This is a genomic window from Pseudobacter sp. (genome assembly GCF_051955275.1).
Classification (GTDB): domain Bacteria; phylum Bacteroidota; class Bacteroidia; order Chitinophagales; family Chitinophagaceae; genus Pseudobacter.
The window spans coordinates 14,769-29,994 of sequence record NZ_JBQCGW010000045.1 but is presented as its reverse complement, the minus strand read 5'-3'; the positions used below and the strand labels follow the sequence as shown (position 1 = coordinate 29,994).

14 protein-coding genes are annotated in these 15,226 nt (G+C 48.3%); 5 read left to right on the top strand and 9 right to left on the bottom strand.

The features are described from left to right. Together uvrA and ACTHMC_RS04725 are read left to right on the top strand one after the other, a co-directional pair. The coding region (uvrA, locus tag ACTHMC_RS04730; protein ID WP_440411284.1) for an excinuclease ABC subunit UvrA at positions 1-2,782 on the top strand (2,782 nt) is incomplete at its 5' end. 2 nt (positions 2,783-2,784) lie between these two features. Beyond that, positions 2,785-3,306: a 5' nucleotidase, NT5C type gene (locus ACTHMC_RS04725; RefSeq protein WP_440411283.1), complete on the top strand. Its 522-nt coding sequence runs from the start codon at positions 2,785-2,787 to the stop codon at positions 3,304-3,306. A 251-nt stretch (positions 3,307-3,557) separates the two neighbouring features. Here the strand turns inward: ACTHMC_RS04725 and ACTHMC_RS04720 are convergent, their stop codons facing one another. The 6 genes from ACTHMC_RS04720 to aspS all read right to left on the bottom strand — a co-directional run bounded on the left by ACTHMC_RS04720 (position 3,558) and on the right by aspS (position 9,455). Further along, on the bottom strand, positions 3,558-3,956 hold the full coding sequence (locus ACTHMC_RS04720) for a T9SS type A sorting domain-containing protein (protein WP_440411281.1): 399 nt from the start codon (positions 3,954-3,956) through the stop codon (positions 3,558-3,560). Positions 3,957-4,023: 67 nt separating this feature from the next. Continuing rightward, on the bottom strand, positions 4,024-4,977 hold the full coding sequence (locus tag ACTHMC_RS04715; protein WP_440411279.1) for a DUF6089 family protein: 954 nt from the start codon (positions 4,975-4,977) through the stop codon (positions 4,024-4,026). A gap of 154 nt (positions 4,978-5,131) precedes the next feature. Next, a complete protein-coding gene (locus ACTHMC_RS04710) occupies positions 5,132-5,614 on the bottom strand; it encodes a GNAT family N-acetyltransferase (RefSeq protein ID WP_440411277.1) in 483 nt (160 codons plus the stop codon). After that, positions 5,611-6,900 carry a replication-associated recombination protein A gene (locus ACTHMC_RS04705; protein ID WP_440411275.1) on the bottom strand — a complete coding sequence of 430 codons (1,290 nt, stop codon included), beginning with the start codon at positions 6,898-6,900 and terminating at the stop codon, positions 5,611-5,613. Before ACTHMC_RS04705 ends, ACTHMC_RS04710 begins: the two co-directional genes overlap by 4 nt. A 56-nt stretch (positions 6,901-6,956) precedes the next feature. After that, positions 6,957-7,469, bottom strand: a complete 513-nt coding sequence (locus ACTHMC_RS04700) for a hypothetical protein (RefSeq protein WP_440411273.1) — start codon at positions 7,467-7,469, stop codon at positions 6,957-6,959. Positions 7,470-7,616: 147 nt separating this feature from the next. Next, positions 7,617-9,455, bottom strand: coding sequence for an aspartate--tRNA ligase (gene aspS / locus ACTHMC_RS04695; protein ID WP_440411271.1), 1,839 nt, complete (start codon positions 9,453-9,455; stop codon positions 7,617-7,619). A 254-nt stretch (positions 9,456-9,709) separates the two neighbouring features. On the opposite strand from aspS, the gene ACTHMC_RS04690 reads away from it, so the two are divergent. After that, complete coding sequence (locus ACTHMC_RS04690; RefSeq protein ID WP_440411269.1) at positions 9,710-10,510, top strand: zinc-dependent peptidase; 801 nt, start codon at positions 9,710-9,712, stop codon at positions 10,508-10,510. 49 nt (positions 10,511-10,559) lie between these two features. Here ACTHMC_RS04690 and ACTHMC_RS04685 read toward each other — a convergent pair whose 3' ends face one another. Then, entirely contained in the window at positions 10,560-11,006 is a 447-nt protein-coding gene (locus tag ACTHMC_RS04685) for a GNAT family N-acetyltransferase (RefSeq protein WP_440411268.1), read from the bottom strand. An 87-nt stretch (positions 11,007-11,093) separates the two neighbouring features. Here ACTHMC_RS04685 and pdxR point away from each other — a divergent pair, with 87 nt between their 5' ends. Further along, positions 11,094-12,587, top strand: coding sequence for a MocR-like pyridoxine biosynthesis transcription factor PdxR (gene pdxR, locus ACTHMC_RS04680; RefSeq protein WP_440411266.1), 1,494 nt, complete (start codon positions 11,094-11,096; stop codon positions 12,585-12,587). A gap of 150 nt (positions 12,588-12,737) precedes the next feature. Beyond that, positions 12,738-13,559 carry a helix-turn-helix domain-containing protein gene (locus ACTHMC_RS04675; RefSeq protein ID WP_440411264.1) on the top strand — a complete coding sequence of 274 codons (822 nt, stop codon included), beginning with the start codon at positions 12,738-12,740 and terminating at the stop codon, positions 13,557-13,559. On the opposite strand, the gene ACTHMC_RS04670 is transcribed toward ACTHMC_RS04675, so the two are convergent. Together ACTHMC_RS04670 and ACTHMC_RS04665 are read right to left on the bottom strand one after the other, a co-directional pair. Continuing rightward, positions 13,560-13,988 (bottom strand): hypothetical protein, encoded by a 429-nt coding sequence (locus ACTHMC_RS04670; RefSeq protein WP_440411262.1) that lies wholly within the window; start codon positions 13,986-13,988, stop codon positions 13,560-13,562. Between the two features lie 175 nt (positions 13,989-14,163). Then, complete coding sequence (locus tag ACTHMC_RS04665) at positions 14,164-15,219, bottom strand: NAD(P)/FAD-dependent oxidoreductase (protein ID WP_440411261.1); 1,056 nt, start codon at positions 15,217-15,219, stop codon at positions 14,164-14,166. Positions 15,220-15,226: the final 7 nt, after the last annotated feature.

Sequence of the window (15,226 nt, the reverse complement as noted above, 5' to 3'; positions counted from 1 at the left end):
CAAGAATATCGATATCAGCATTCCGAAAAATCAACTGGTGGTGATCACCGGTATCAGCGGCAGCGGAAAATCCTCCCTTGCCTTCGATACCATTTATGCCGAAGGGCAACGCCGGTATATGGAAAGTTTCGGCGCATACGCCAGGCAATTCATTGGTGATATGGAAAGACCGGATGTTGATAAGATCACTGGCCTTTCTCCCGTGATCTCCATTGAACAGAAAACCACCAATAAAAATCCGCGTTCCACTGTTGGCACCATCACCGAAGTGTATGACTTCATGCGTTTGCTGTACGCACGTATCGGAGAAGCCTATAGTTACAACACCGGAAAGAAAATGGTGAAGTTCAGTGAAGAAGAGATAGTCAGCAATGTATTCCAGCGTTTCAGCAATAAAAAGATAACCCTGCTGGCCCCGCTCGTGCGCGGCCGTAAAGGTCATTACCGGGAACTCTTTGAAGATATACGCAAGAAAGGTTACCTGAAAGTACGTGTGGATGGAGAGGTGAAAGACCTGGTACCTAAAATGCAGGTAGACCGCTACAAGATCCACGATATTGAAGTGGTGATAGACAGGCTGCCGGTTACTCCCGATATGAAACTCCGTTTGAGCCAGAGCGTTCAGAAAACCCTGCAAACGGGGAAGGACCTGATGTTCCTGCTGGTGAACGAGAGTGATAAAGTGATCCAGTACTCCAAACAACTGATGTGTGAAGACACAGGTATCAGTTATGAAGAGCCTTCTCCCAATTCGTTTTCCTTCAACAGCCCTTATGGCGCCTGCCCCACCTGCAAAGGCCTGGGCGTGGTGTACCAGGTAAGCATGGATGCCATCATCCCTGATCCTGAGCTCAGCATCAATGAAGGCGGTATTGCCCCGTTGGGAGAAGAAAGGGAGAATACCATCTTCAAACAGGTACAGCAACTGGCAAAGAAGCATAAGTTCAAAATGGATGTACCGGTGAAAGACCTTCCCGAAAAAGCCATGAACATCCTGCTTTATGGAAAGGAGACCGGCGCTGAAGAAGAGCACCTCGATTTTGACAATGTGGAAGAAGGCAATCTGTACATGACGGAATTTGAGGGGATTGTTCCCCAACTCAAACGATGGTTCGCGGGTAGTTCCAGTGATTCCATCCGCCAATGGGTGGAGCAATTCATGGAACTGAAGGAATGTCCAACCTGCGAAGGGGCCAGACTGAAGAAAGAAAGCCTCTGGTTCAAGGTGGATAATAAAAATATCTCTGAACTCAGCGAGTTCAACCTCGATAAGCTCATGGTCTGGTTTGAAGGCATTGAAACCAGGCTCAGCGATAAACAGAACGTGATTGCCAAAGACATACTGAAGGAGATCCGTGAAAGGGTACAGTTCCTGCTGGATGTAGGTTTGACCTACCTCACGGTCAACCGTGCGAGCCGCACGCTCAGCGGTGGCGAGAGCCAGCGGATCAGGCTGGCAACGCAGATCGGGTCTCAGCTGCAGGGGATCACGTATATCCTGGATGAGCCCAGTATCGGACTTCATCAGCGTGATAACCAGCGGCTGATCACGGCGCTTCAGAACCTCCGTGATATCGGTAACAGCGTGATTGTGGTAGAGCATGATAAGGATATTATGATGGCTGCAGACCACCTGGTGGACATCGGCCCCAAGGCCGGTTATCATGGTGGCAGGGTAGTGGCGCAGGGTACGCCTGTGAACCTGCTCAAGCTGGATACCCTCACCAGTTCCTACCTCAACGGGCATCGTGGCATTGCGGTACCGAAAGAGCGCAGGAAAGGAAATGGAAAAACACTGGAGATCAAAGGAGCAAAAGGGAATAACCTGAAAGATGTAAGCGTGAAATTCCCGCTGGGGAAATTCATTGTGGTGACCGGTGTGAGTGGCAGCGGCAAGAGCACACTGATCAACGAAACCCTGTATCCCATTCTCAGCAAACATGCGTATAACAGCCGTATGACGCCCATGCCCTACAAATCAGTGAAAGGCCTGGAGAATGTGGATAAGGTGATAGAGATCGATCAGAGCCCTATCGGCCGTACTCCCCGCAGTAATCCTGCCACCTATTGTGGCTTCTTCACGGATATCCGTACGCTGTATGCGGCAGTGCCCGAAGCCAAGATCAGGGGATACAATGCCGGCCGTTTCTCATTCAATGTGAAAGGAGGGAGATGTGATGTTTGTGAAGGAGGTGGTATGCGTGTGATTGAAATGAACTTCCTGCCCGATGTGTATGTACCCTGTGAAAAATGCCAGGGTAAAAGGTATAACCGGGAAACACTCGAGATCCGTTACAAGGGTAAATCCATCAGCGATGTGCTTGATATGACGGTGGAAGATGCAGTGGTGTTCTTCGAGAATGTTCCTTACATCTACCGTAAGATCAAAGTACTGGAAGAAGTGGGATTGGGATATATCACCCTCGGGCAATCGGCCGTAACCCTCAGCGGGGGAGAAGCGCAGCGTGTGAAGCTGGCCACCGAGCTGGGTAAGAAAGATACCGGAAAAACATTCTATATACTGGATGAACCAACCACAGGTCTACACTTTGAAGATATTCAGCACCTGCTAGATGTACTCAATAAACTGGTTGACCGTGGCAATACGGTGCTGGTGATTGAGCATAATATGGATGTGATCAAGGTAGGCGACCACCTGATAGATCTTGGTCCGGAAGGTGGCGATGGCGGCGGTACCATCCTGTATGAGGGCGTACCGGAAGGCCTGGTAAAAGTGAAGGAGAGCTTCACCGGCAAATTCCTGAAAGACGAACTAAAATAAATATGAAAAGAGTTCTGGTAGACATGGATGAAGTGATAGCTGACCCCATGAACGCGATGATTGAATGGTATAAAGAAAAGTACGACCGCGAAATAGATTATTCTAAAATGGAAGGCTCCTGGGCTTTTGGATTTCCGGAGGAGCACCAGCCGATGATCCGCACAAGATTGAATGAGCCCGGCTTCTTCCGCCACCTGCCTGTGATGAAAGACAGTCAGCGTGTACTGGCCGAGATCAATAAAAAGTATGAGCTATTTATTGTTTCGGCTGCAACGGAGTTCCCGAATTCCCTGAAAGATAAGATAGAGTGGCTGGAAGATAATTTCAGCTTCATCAGCTGGAAGCAGGTGGTGTTGTGCGGCGACAAGCGCCTCTGTGTGGGTGATTACCTCATAGATGATCATACTAAGAACCTGATGCATTTTACGGGGAAGCCTTACCTGTATAATGCGGCACATAACCAGACAGTGCAGGGGTATGACCGGCTCAACAACTGGGAAGAAGTAGCTCAGGCCCTGCTGTAACCAGCACTTCATAAAAAACAAGTAGCCGGCAATTGCTCATCGCCGGCTACTGAGGATACTGGGAGAACCAGAAGTATTTGTTTGCTTTTCCAATAAGCAGGTGCAGGGAGTGATCAATAAAATCTTTTTATTTACCTGGGTACTGAAAATTATAGGGAACGGATCAGGTTTTGACTCAACCGGATTATTGGATTTTACTAATTTCCCTGCTGCTTATTGGCTATTAGTTATGGAAAAGCAAAGAACAATTTTTATAGAACGATCACCTGCCCGTTCTCAATCCGCTCATCATCGCTGAACACTTCAAACAGGTAATTTCCTTTTTCCAGATGATGCACAATAGTGGTCTGATTGTTTTTGATATGTGCCTGCTTTACAAGTTTTCCTTCCACGTCAAACAGATAAAGCTGGTACGCTCTTCCTTCCTCGCCTTTGACATTGAAGAATAATGCCTCGTGCTTTGCATTGGGGAAGAGTTTTATCTTATGTTTCTTACTGGTTACTTTCTTCTGCACAACAATGGAGTCCCGCGGCCCGGCCGGTGAAGGCTGTTGCGCGGCGGAAGGGTTTGCTGCAGTCAGGGTAAATGAAAGCGCCAGCAGGGATACAATATGAAACGAACGTTTTCTGTAGGGTACAAATAATTGCATAGGCATATATTTGTTAAGGTCAGTGCAATTATTAAAGGGTACGGATCAACTAAAAATTTATTACGGACTAGAACCTGATCGGACAACGGGTGCTGTTGTTATAGCTTTCTCCGCCACCGCCTAACCTGATACCAAGTTTGATGCCGAACGTATAGTAAGCATCATTATTGGAATTTCCTCTTTTCTTTCCTGGTGCGTGAGCTGGATTTCCATCAACATTCTTGTTGGCCATTCTCGTTGCGAGCTGCGCCTTGGGAACGCTGAAATATTTATAGAAGAGCGCAGGATCGATATAGGTTGTGCTAACGCCATCGATCTCATCTGTGTTGGTCTGACGGTGGATCACTTCCAGTGACAGGCTTACCTTTTCGTTCATGAAGTACTTGACACCCGCACCTAATGGGATATTCATCTGCGTTAGTTTGGGCACTTTCCTGTCGGGATACTCGGCAAAGCCCTGTCCTTCCAGACTTAATGGGGTCAGGTCAACATAATTGCCGGTGATGGGATCTTTCCCCTGCGGATTGAATTTGAAAAATCCCACACCTCCTACTACGTAAGGACGCAGTTTGTGAAAGATATCAGATGGGTCATATTCAAAAAAAACAGTGGGATAGAATTCTGCAAGCAGCAGGCCTTCAGTGAACTTTGAGCGGAAATCCTGATTCCGGGATTTGCGGGCTTCTTCCAGTCCGCCTTTCCCTTTGATGATAGCGTCATCACCTTCAAGTTTTCCGATATTTCCTGCCAGCCTGAAACCGAGCCATTCGGTGGGTTGGTAGGATACATAAAGACCAAAAGTAAGATTGGTCATGGGGAAGTTATTATCCTTGATGAACCTGGTTCCTTTACCTGCATTACCACCAAGGTCTCCGAGAAAGTTGGAAGGGCCGATTGTTGCTCCAATTTCCCAGGAGGAAGATTTCTCTCCGTACTGGCTGAATGCGGGCAGGCTACCACAGATTATCGCAAGCGATAATACCCAGCGCTTCCCTACAGAAAAGCGTAGATGCTGTTTCATGAGATATTAGATTTTTAGTTTTCAGACGGTCAATGGATCACGTGTTATAACATAAATAACACCACTATGCGATTGTATAAACGCAGAAATCTTCTTTTTTGTGTGTGCTGCACAAAAAAAATTATTGATGTGAAATAATTGTGGAAAACCGCGCTCAGAGCGAGTTATGAAGGATCATCTCTATGTGTTCTATATTGTCTTCCAGGTAGATTGGGCTGGTTTGCTGAAAGCCAAGGCTTTCGTAGAAGCGTTTGAGGTATAGTTGAGCCCCGATCTTGATATCGTAAGTTCCCCATCGTAGTTTTACTTCGGAGATGCTTTTCTGCATCAACTCTCTTCCGATGCCGGTACCACGTACTAACGGTGAAGATACCACGCGGCCGATAGAAGGAAGCTCATAGGAAATTCCCGGGGGCACCAGTCTTGTGGATGCCGCCAGCAGGTTTCCCTGCCATGCCATCAGGTGGAGGCATTGCTGATCTTTATTATCCATATCCAGGAAGATGCAGTTCTGTTCCAGCACAAACACTTCGCTGCGCAAGCGGAGCAGCGCGTACAGTTCATCGGGTGTGAGTGCTGCAAATGATTTCAGCATCCAGTTGGTGGTGGGCATTTCCTGTTGTTTAAGGTTGATCAATAGCCGTATTTTTCCTTCCAGAGATTTTTCAGATAGCGGCGCAGTTCATCTTCCCTGGCATTTTTACCGGGATCGTAAAACACGCGCCCGGAGATTTGTTCGGGCAGGTATTCCTGCTGCGAGAAATTGTTCTCGTATTCATGTGAATACTTGTAGCCCTTACCGTAATCCAGGTTCTTCATCAGTTTGGTAGGCGCATTGCGGATATGCAGCGGCACGGGCAGATCGCCATACTGTTTTACTGCAGCAATGGCGTCGTTGATGGCAACATAAGAGGCATTGCTCTTGGGAGAAGAGGCCAGGTATACGGCACACTGGCTGAGGATGATCCTGGATTCAGGATAACCGATCTTGCTCACTGCATCGAATGTGGCATTGGCCATCACCAGGGCGGTAGGGTTGGCATTGCCGATATCTTCACTGGCCAGGATGAGCATGCGCCTGGCGATGAACTTTACGTCTTCTCCTCCTTCGATCATCCGCGCCAGCCAGTACACGGCGGCATTGGGGTCGCTGCCACGCATGGATTTGATGAAGGCGGAAATGATATCGTAATGCTGTTCTCCCGATTTATCGTACATGGCAATGCGCTGCTGCGCAATTTCCATTACTGCTTTGTCTGTGATCTCAATGGGATTTGCTGCGCTGCCTGCGTCACCGGTACTGAGTGTGTCGATTACCAGCTCAAAGAGGTTGAGCAGTTTGCGGGCATCCCCCCCTGAGATATTGATGAGTGCAGTTGTTTCCTGCAGATCGATATGCTTTTTACTGAGCAGTTCATCGGCTTCCATGGCATGACGCAGCAACTGCACCAGGTCGGCCTCATCGAGTGATTTCAATACATACACCTGGCTCCTGCTCAGCAGGGCGCTGTTCACTTCAAAGGAGGGATTTTCCGTGGTGGCTCCTATCAGAGTGATGGTGCCTTTCTCAACGGCGCCCAGGAGGGCATCCTGCTGCCCCTTGTTGAAGCGGTGGATCTCATCTATGAAGAGGATGGCTTTATCAGTGCGCTTCGCGATATCGATCACTTCACGAACATCTTTCACCCCGGCGCTGATGGCGCTCAGCGTGAAGAAAGGAAGCTGCAGGGTATGCGCGATGATATTGGCAATAGTGGTCTTACCGGTGCCCGGAGGACCCCAGAGGATCATGGAGGGCACTTTGCCCTGTTCGATGGAAGTGCGCAGGATACTGCCTTTACCGGCGAGATGCTGTTGACCCACCAGTTGATCCAGGCTTTGCGGCCTTAAGCGCTCCGCCAATGGTATGGATGTATTGGCCATAGGAAGCGCGAAGTTACTAAAAATATTAGTTTTGCCGGTTGGAGAAATTGCGGCCCTTATTCAGGGTCTTTCGGAAGTTCAAATGCATCCCGATGCTGACGGAGCATGGACCAGGTCAGGAAGATATGGGTAACCAGCACAAAGCCGTAGATGAGGAAGAAGCGTTCCATGAAACGGAGAAGCTTCAGCACATCTTCTTTAGTGAAATTGGCTTCTGCCGGAATATTGGCCATGGCCTGGTTAGCTGCTTCTTCTGACAGGTGAGGATCAGCTATTAGCGAGATGCCCTGCAACACGAATAGCAGGCCGATGCCCAGGGCAAAATAGCTGTTCACTTTAATGAGGTCGCGCAGGCGAGGCTTGCAGTATTGATGTTTATCGATAGCCTGGTTAAGAAAGCGCCAGCTTGAATAGCTGTAGATGATCACGCAGGCCATGAGGAAAACGAACAGGAGCAGTACGGGATTGGCAAGAGCGGCAGGCAGTGCGGCCAGCAGCATCAGGGCCAGGAAACCGGCTACGATCAGTAATGCATAACTTAATATCCTGTACAAAAGCAATGATCTCATCTGTTCTTGTTTATTCGGTCGGAGTGTTGCCAGTCGCCCGCGTCCCCGCGAGTGGCTTATATTCCGTCGCCTCCGGCGACAGGGTATTCGCCAGAGGCGAACAAATAAAAGGCACTCGCCAGAGGCAAGCGACTGGGCACTGCGAATTTATTTCACGTTCAGTTTGATTGACAATTCATCCAGCTGTTTGTCATCTATGGAGGATGGCGCATCCAGCATCATATCACGGCCGCTGTTGTTTTTAGGGAAGGCAATGAAATCGCGGATGCTCTCACTTCCGCCCAGGATGGCACAGGTACGGTCGAAGCCGAAGGCGATGCCACCATGCGGAGGTGCTCCGTATTCGAAGGCGCCCAGCAGGAAGCCGAACTTATGCAGGGCTTCTTCCTTGCTCATGCCCAGGGCAGTGAACATCTTCTCCTGCAGCTCACGCTGGAAGATCCGGATGGAACCACCACCGATCTCGTTTCCGTTCAGCACCATATCATAAGCGTTTGCCTTGATATGGTTATAAGGATGCTCCAGGTATTTTGTAGCATCATGGATTACAGGATCATTATCGATCATGGCCTGGATATGGGATGGCTTGGGCGCTGTGAACGGGTGGTGACGGGCAACCCAGCGGTTGTCGTCCTCAGCATATTCGAACAGCGGGAAGTCCATTACCCAGAGCAGTTTGAATTCATCTTTTTTGCGGAAGCCGAGGCGTTCACCCATCTCAAGACGGAGCTCGCTGGCTGCCTTACGGGTACGCTCTTCGCGGCCTGCCAGGATCAGCACCAGGTCGCCTGCCTTTGCGCCGGCAGCTGTGGCAATAGCACCGAGCTGTTCTTCATTGAAGAATTTGTCTACGCTGCTTTTGTATGAAACGGCGCCGTTCTCTCCGGCAGTACATTTTATATATACCAGCCCCTGCATGCCGATCTGCGGGCGTTTGACCCAGTCCGTTAGTTCGTCGGTTTGTTTACGGGTGTATTCCGCACAGCCGGGAACTGCAATGGCAATCACGGTCTCCGCGTCATTGAATACTTTGAACTCTGTACCTGCCAGCAGCTGGCCTGTAGCAGGAAGTTCCCCGTTAAGGGTGAACGCCGATTTGATATTGAGGAGCTGCATACCGAAACGGATATCCGGTTTGTCGTTTCCATATTGCCACATGGCATCTTCCCAGGTCATACGGGCAACGGACTCTGTATAATCGATATTCTTTACAGCCTTGAAGATATATTTCACCATGCCTTCGAACATCTGGAGGATGTCTTCCTGCTCCACGAAGCACATTTCACAATCGATCTGGGTGAACTCGGGCTGGCGGTCAGCGCGGAGATCCTCATCGCGGAAGCATTTGGTGATCTGGTAATATCGGTCGTATCCGCTCACCATCAGCAGCTGCTTGAAGGTTTGCGGGCTTTGCGGCAGGGCGTAGAACTGCCCCGCATTCATGCGGGATGGCACCACAAAATCACGCGCACCTTCCGGTGTGCTCTTGATCAGGAATGGGGTTTCAATGTCCATGAACTGGTTATTGTTGAGGTATTCTCGTGCGGCTTTGGCCACGGCGAAACGCAGTTCAAGATTTTTCTTTACGATGTTCCTGCGAAGATCGAGGTAACGGTATTTCATGCGCAGGTCATCTCCGCCATCGGTCTCATCCTGGATGGTGAAGGGAGGCACTGCAGATTTGTTGAGAATGGTGAAGGAGGTAAGGGTGATCTCGATATCTCCGGTGGGAATATTGGCATTTTTACTGGTCCTTTCTGTAACGATGCCTTTTGCCTGCACCACAAACTCCCTTCCAAGCGGTTGCTGGTCAAGCTGCTGATTCAGTTCTTCCCCGAAAAGAAGCTGGGTGATACCGTAGCGGTCCCGCAGATCGGCGAATGTGATACTTCCGAATTTCCTGACACTCTGGATCCATCCGGCCAGCGTAACCTCCTGGCCCTGTTGTGCGATGCGCAGTTCGCCACAGGTATGAGTTCTGTACATGCTTATGTTGGTTTTTTATAATATCAATGGTAAACCAATGCCTTAGAGGCAGTGGGGGATGGCAAAGGTAATGCTTTCATAATTTTAGGCGGGGGTACTTCCATTTTCAAATTATTCTTTCTATTTTGTTCCCGATTCAGTTACTATAATTCTCCTCCACCTCCCCTGAAACGCCACCGTAACGAATCCATTCTTTGTGAAAGCCACCCGTTGACCCACGTACCTCTCTATTCACAAAAAGAAAAATGAGCCTTATGGAAATTTTGGTCATTTCCCTGGTGGTGATTGCTATTATCCTGCTTCATGGACCGGTGACCGAGTGCTTTAACCGGTTTTATGTAAAGCGCCAACACAAATCGTTCCTCACTCAGGAGCCTTTCTACCATTCCATCGTTTCAAAACACCTCAGATTTTATAACCGGCTTAGCCTGGAACAACAACGCAAGTTCCTGTTCCGCACTTTCCTTTTCCGCAAAGCCAAACGCTTCCATTATATAGAAGTACAGGAGAGCAGCGAGATGGCCATCCTGATCAGCGCAGTTTCCGTGCAGCTGACATTCGGGCTGGATAAATTCCTGCTGAATTATTTCCGTGATATCTATGTACTGAAAGATGATTACCACTACGGTTTCTACAGCCGTCCCTTCCAGGGCCATGTGGACCATAGCGGCATCTACCTGAGCTGGGATAATTTCATGAAAGGGGTGAAGGGGGAAATGCTGAACTGTAATGTGGGGCTGCATGAAATGGGACATGCATTGACGTATGTGAATTTCATCACCCAAACGGAAGAAGACAAGCACTTCAAGAAGGAGTTCAAGAATTTCTCCAAAGTAGCGCGTCCCATCTTTGAAGGCATGCAGCATGGCGAGAAGAACCTGCTGGGCGATTATGCCGGAACCAATTACCACGAGTTCTGGGCAGTGAGTGTGGAAGTGTTCTTTGAGAATCCCATCCGCATGAGGGCTGAACTGCCCCAGCTTTTTGCTGCGATGAGCAAACTGCTGAGGCAGGACCCGCTGGTGATCGTAAATGAAAATAAAATTGCCGCCTAGCGAATAGATCTACACTTCAAACTTATTTACGCTCATTGATCAATACCAGCTATTTCCACCAGTGGTAATAGTTGTGTAAACCGTCATATTCAAAGTCGCAACGGGGATACAGCCTATTCCCGATATCGTTTGTTTTTTCAGTTTCAAGCACCAGGCCACAGGCGCCTGTTTCTTCACACCATTGTTTGCTGCGGTCTATCAGCGCAACAGATAATCCTTTTCCTCTGTGATCAGGATGCACGAAGAGATCACTCAACAGCCATTGTTTTTGCAGCCTGGTATAATGAAATAGCTTGTACAGCTGAACAAACCCCACTGGCTTGCCGTCAGCAATGGCTAAAAAAATATCTGATTCACTGTTCAGCAACCTTTCCCTCAGAAATGCTTTCCCTTTTTCCAGGTCCGGTTCCTGGCGGTAAAAAACACGGTAAAGATCGAAGAGGGCAGCTGTTTCATTCAGGTCTTCCAGACCTGCTTTCCTGATTTTGTAATCCATTGCTTTTAATATTTGATTCTGAGCACAAAAGTATTTTTAAAGAGGACTACCTTTAGGGTCCAGATTTCAGTTATTGAGTAGTCCAGTATGTTCCCATTTACAAATACAATTAAGATAGATAAGGAAGGCAAAACACCTGTATATAAACAGATTGCTTTTGCTGTGATTGATGCCATCCGGAGTGGCGGGTTACAGGCGGGTTCTCATTTGCCCGGCAGCCGTGAGCTGGCTAGAATGCTGGGTGTTCACAGAAAAACAGTGATTGCGGCATATGATGAATTGAACGCACAGGACTGGATCGTGATCATCCCAAGAAAGCAGGTTGCTGTATCCGGGCGCATTCCATTATTGAAACCTCAAAAATGGAATACTTCCGCCGTGCTGCCGTCTTATCAAAATGAGTTCAACCTCCCCTTCAGGAAGTTGGAGGGAAACCTGTTGAAAGAAGAATTGGCCAGTATTCCTGAGATCATCATTGATGATGGTTATCCTGATGTCCGCCTTTCTCCCATTGATGAATTATTGAAAACCTATCGTTCTTATACTTCCAGGAAATATGCGATAAAAAATGCCCATACCGGCACGGGGCAGGGCACCATCAAATTAAGAGAAACGCTGACTCATTATCTCTCTGAAACAAGAGGGATGAATATTTCTCCGGAAAATATCCTGATCACGCATGGCGCACAAATGAGTATTTATCTGGCAGCGCAGTTGCTGCTTGGCAAAGGCGCCTGTATTATTGTGGCAAGGCCGGATTACCCGGTTGCCAGCAAAACATTTGAAGAGACCGGAGCTGGAATAATAGAAGTTCCGGTAGATGAAAACGGAATGGATACTGATGCGATTGAGGCAGTGTGTAAGAGGAAAAGAGTAAGTGCAGTATATATTATTCCACATCATCATTATCCTACAACCGTAACATTGAGTGTTGAAAGAAGAATGAAGCTGCTGGATTTATCCAGACAGTATTCTTTTGCCATTATTGAAGATGATTACGACTATGATTATCACTATACCTCATCTCCCTACCTTCCTTTGGCAAGCAGCCAGCACAACGGAACAGTTATTTATGTGGGGTCATTTTCCAAAATACTCGATCCGTCTCTCCGGATTGGATTTATGGTGGCTCCGCATAATTTCATCCAGCAAGCTGTTGTGCTCAGAAAGCTTATTGATGTTGGTGGTGATGGCTATATGCAAAATGCATTGGCAGCGCTGATCATCGAGGGAGAGCTGAAGCGACATCTTAAAAAAGCAAAAAAGATCTATCACCTGCGCCGGGATTTTCTGGATAAGCAGTTGAAGGAAAAACTGGGCCCGTATATTTCCTATACTTTGCCATCAGGAGGAATGGCTGTCTGGATAAAATTAAAGCAGCCGTATTCCATTGCTTTATTGCAGCAGATCCATTCAATGAAAGTACTCCGGGCAGATGAAGCAGAAAATGCTTTTCGGTTTGGTTTTGCTTCGATGAATGAAAAAGAACTCGAGGATACGGTTGATCTTTTAAGCATGGAGATCAATAAAGTTCATAAGCTGTATCCAGGTTTTGAAAGACCCGGAAAACAAAGCAAATAGGTCTTTAAAACAAAACCATTCCGCCGTTTCCGTGCCAATTTTGTTCTGACAAAAACAAACGGGCAATGAAACAGAATAATTTCAACGGAAAGCTGCAGTAACCTCCCGGCTCCGGCTTTGAATAAAATGCTTACCTTAATCTGATCAATCATGGAATATACAGCCAGATATATTACGCCTGACATCAAGCTGAGTTGTTATGAAGATACTTTCTTCAAATCGGAGATCGCATTTGAGCAGCATATGCTGATATGGTTCATTTCCGGTGAAACCAAAATTGTGCAGGCAGACAGGAACTGGATCTTCAAAACAGGAGATATCTTCCTGATACCCCGTAACCAGCTTGCCACCATCATCAATTATCCAAAGGACGGCCTGCCGCATAAGACCGTGGTGATGCATCTCACTACTGAAAAGCTGAAGCAATATTATGATCAGCTGCATATCACACCGGTGGCTGGCGGGCAGCAGGGGATACGGAGTTTTACGGAACACCCGTTGCTGCAGAGTTGCCTGGCATCGCTGATCCCTTATTTCAACTTGCAGGACCAGTTCCCCGAAGATCTTGCAGATCTGAAGATCACCGAAGCCATTACTATTCTCAGGAAGATCGATAAGAGTATCGATGGCATCCTGGGCAATTTTGAAGAGCCCGGCAAAACAGACCTGGTGGGCTTTATGGAGAAGAACTTCATGTTCAATATGCCGATGGAAAAATTCGGTTATTTAACAGGCAGGAGCCTGACCACTTTCAAACGTGATTTTAAAAAAGCGTTTCAGACCACGCCGCAGCGCTGGCTTACACAGAAGCGGCTTGAGCTGGCGCACTTTCAGTTCACGCAGAAAAAGAGCAAGCCTATCGATGTTTGTTATGAAGTGGGATTTGAGAACCTATCTCATTTTTCCCATGCTTTCAAAAAGCAGTTTGGTTATGCGCCTACCGCCTTACTGGAAGGAAGGATAAAGCATTGATCATTGCCGCCTGGTGATCATCATTGTTTCTTCCGGTACATCCACCGTGATGCTTACCAGTTTCTCTTTTTTCTTTTCCCGCGGAAGGATGAATACGTAATAAATAAACAGGAAAAACAAGCCTGTCAGAAAGGGGATCACCGTAAAGATGCGGAGTGTATCGTCCCTGCCCAGGAATTCTATGATCATCCAGTAACCGTTGGCGCAGATCCAGAAGGTGACGGCGAGGTTATGAAACAATTCGGCTTTCAGCTTGCGTGTCTGCCAGGTGATGAGCACCGCCACGGTGAGGGTTGGGATCAGCATGATGATGCCTACGGTTCTGAACGACATGCACCAGCAGATATCTTTCACCAGCCAGAAAAGGATATGGAGATTTTCCACTTTCCTGAAACGGTCAGGAATGGTATACATTTTCTCTGTAGACATTGCAGTAGTTTGACTTGTTGCCGCAAAAATAATGGAAAATTTACCAGATCGGGGAGCCGCTCGCCCGCCTCCGGCGAGTGAGGAATATTGGTTCGCCTCTGGCGAACACCATGTCGCCGGAGGCGACGGAATAGAAGTCACTCGCGGGGACGCGAGCGACAGGGCACACGCTGAGTTAGCGCGACAGGATTCTTTTGAAACGCGCTACGTCTGCTTCAGGTGTGATATTGCTGCCATGGCGCAGCTGGCTGGCCAGCTGGTGCGCAAAAAAGGGACCTAATGAACATCCCTTGGTGCCCATGCCATTGAAGATCCCCACCTGCTGATGCACGGGGTGGAAACCCACAAAGGGCCTGCGTTCCAGGGTAGCAGGCCTGACCGCCGCTTTATGATCCAATACTTTCCAGGGTAGCTTCACTGTTTGTTTGAGCCAGGTTTCTGCAAATTGCCGGAAGCCTGGTGTAGGATCAGCGTTCTCGAATTCCCAGAGATAGGTGGAGCCCAGCCAGAAAATATCCTTGCTCCAGGGGATCAGGCTGAACCCGCGTTTGAACACATGCGTATCCGGCAGGTCCGGGACCTCCAGCCAGATGGCTTCGCCTTTATTGGGAGCGAAGGGCAGATTGCTGAAGTAAGGGGAAGACGCAGCGTTGATGCCATCTGAAAAAAGTATATACTTTGCCGTTATATCCTTGTATTGAATATTGTGATTGGTCACCTGCAGCTGTTGATGATCGAACCACTCTTCACGAAGCTGGTTATTGCTGGCCAGCTGCCGGCGCCAGGCAGGCAGGATACCGGGCAGGTTCACCAGGTAGGCAGGTTGTATTTCGCCATATCCGAAATCATAATTGAACCAGGGGCGGAAATTGTTCTCATCAACTGGCCGGGCCAGGTATTGCTGGTCTTCTTCAAATCTTTTGTCGAACGATACTTTCATCTGCGGAGTAGGGAAGAAGTCGATCACATTCTTCTGCCAGATGCCTTCCACGCCGATGGCATCGCCGAGTTGCCGGTAGGCATTCAGCGCAAATGGCAACACTTCATCGATCATCCAGGTCTTGACAATGCGCCGGCCCGTTACCGGGTTGATCACGCCTGCCGCCACTTTGGAGGCGATATTGGATTGCGGTTGATCGATCACCAGAAAAGAGAAACCTTCCTGTTGGAGATACCAACTGAGGAAGGTTCCTGAAATGCCCTGGCCTATGATGAGGATGTCTGTTTGCATAGGGCAA

Bases quoted from the DNA above. Each gene is read 5' to 3' on its own strand.
- ACTHMC_RS04685 (WP_440411268.1), bottom strand. From the start codon at position 11,006: ATGGATTACAAAATCAGGAAAGCAGGTCTGGAAGACCTGAATGAAACA.
- ACTHMC_RS04705 (WP_440411275.1), bottom strand. From the start codon at position 6,900: ATGGCCAATACATCCATACCATTGGCGGAGCGCTTAAGGCCGCAAAGC.
- ACTHMC_RS04665 (WP_440411261.1), bottom strand. From the start codon at position 15,219: ATGCAAACAGACATCCTCATCATAGGCCAGGGCATTTCAGGAACCTTC.
- pdxR (WP_440411266.1), top strand. From the start codon at position 11,094: ATGTTCCCATTTACAAATACAATTAAGATAGATAAGGAAGGCAAAACA.
- ACTHMC_RS04725 (WP_440411283.1), top strand. From the start codon at position 2,785: ATGAAAAGAGTTCTGGTAGACATGGATGAAGTGATAGCTGACCCCATG.
- ACTHMC_RS04720 (WP_440411281.1), bottom strand. From the start codon at position 3,956: ATGCAATTATTTGTACCCTACAGAAAACGTTCGTTTCATATTGTATCC.
- aspS (WP_440411271.1), bottom strand. From the start codon at position 9,455: ATGTACAGAACTCATACCTGTGGCGAACTGCGCATCGCACAACAGGGC.
- ACTHMC_RS04690 (WP_440411269.1), top strand. From the start codon at position 9,710: ATGGAAATTTTGGTCATTTCCCTGGTGGTGATTGCTATTATCCTGCTT.
- ACTHMC_RS04675 (WP_440411264.1), top strand. From the start codon at position 12,738: ATGGAATATACAGCCAGATATATTACGCCTGACATCAAGCTGAGTTGT.
- ACTHMC_RS04715 (WP_440411279.1), bottom strand. From the start codon at position 4,977: ATGAAACAGCATCTACGCTTTTCTGTAGGGAAGCGCTGGGTATTATCG.
- ACTHMC_RS04670 (WP_440411262.1), bottom strand. From the start codon at position 13,988: ATGTCTACAGAGAAAATGTATACCATTCCTGACCGTTTCAGGAAAGTG.
- ACTHMC_RS04700 (WP_440411273.1), bottom strand. From the start codon at position 7,469: ATGAGATCATTGCTTTTGTACAGGATATTAAGTTATGCATTACTGATC.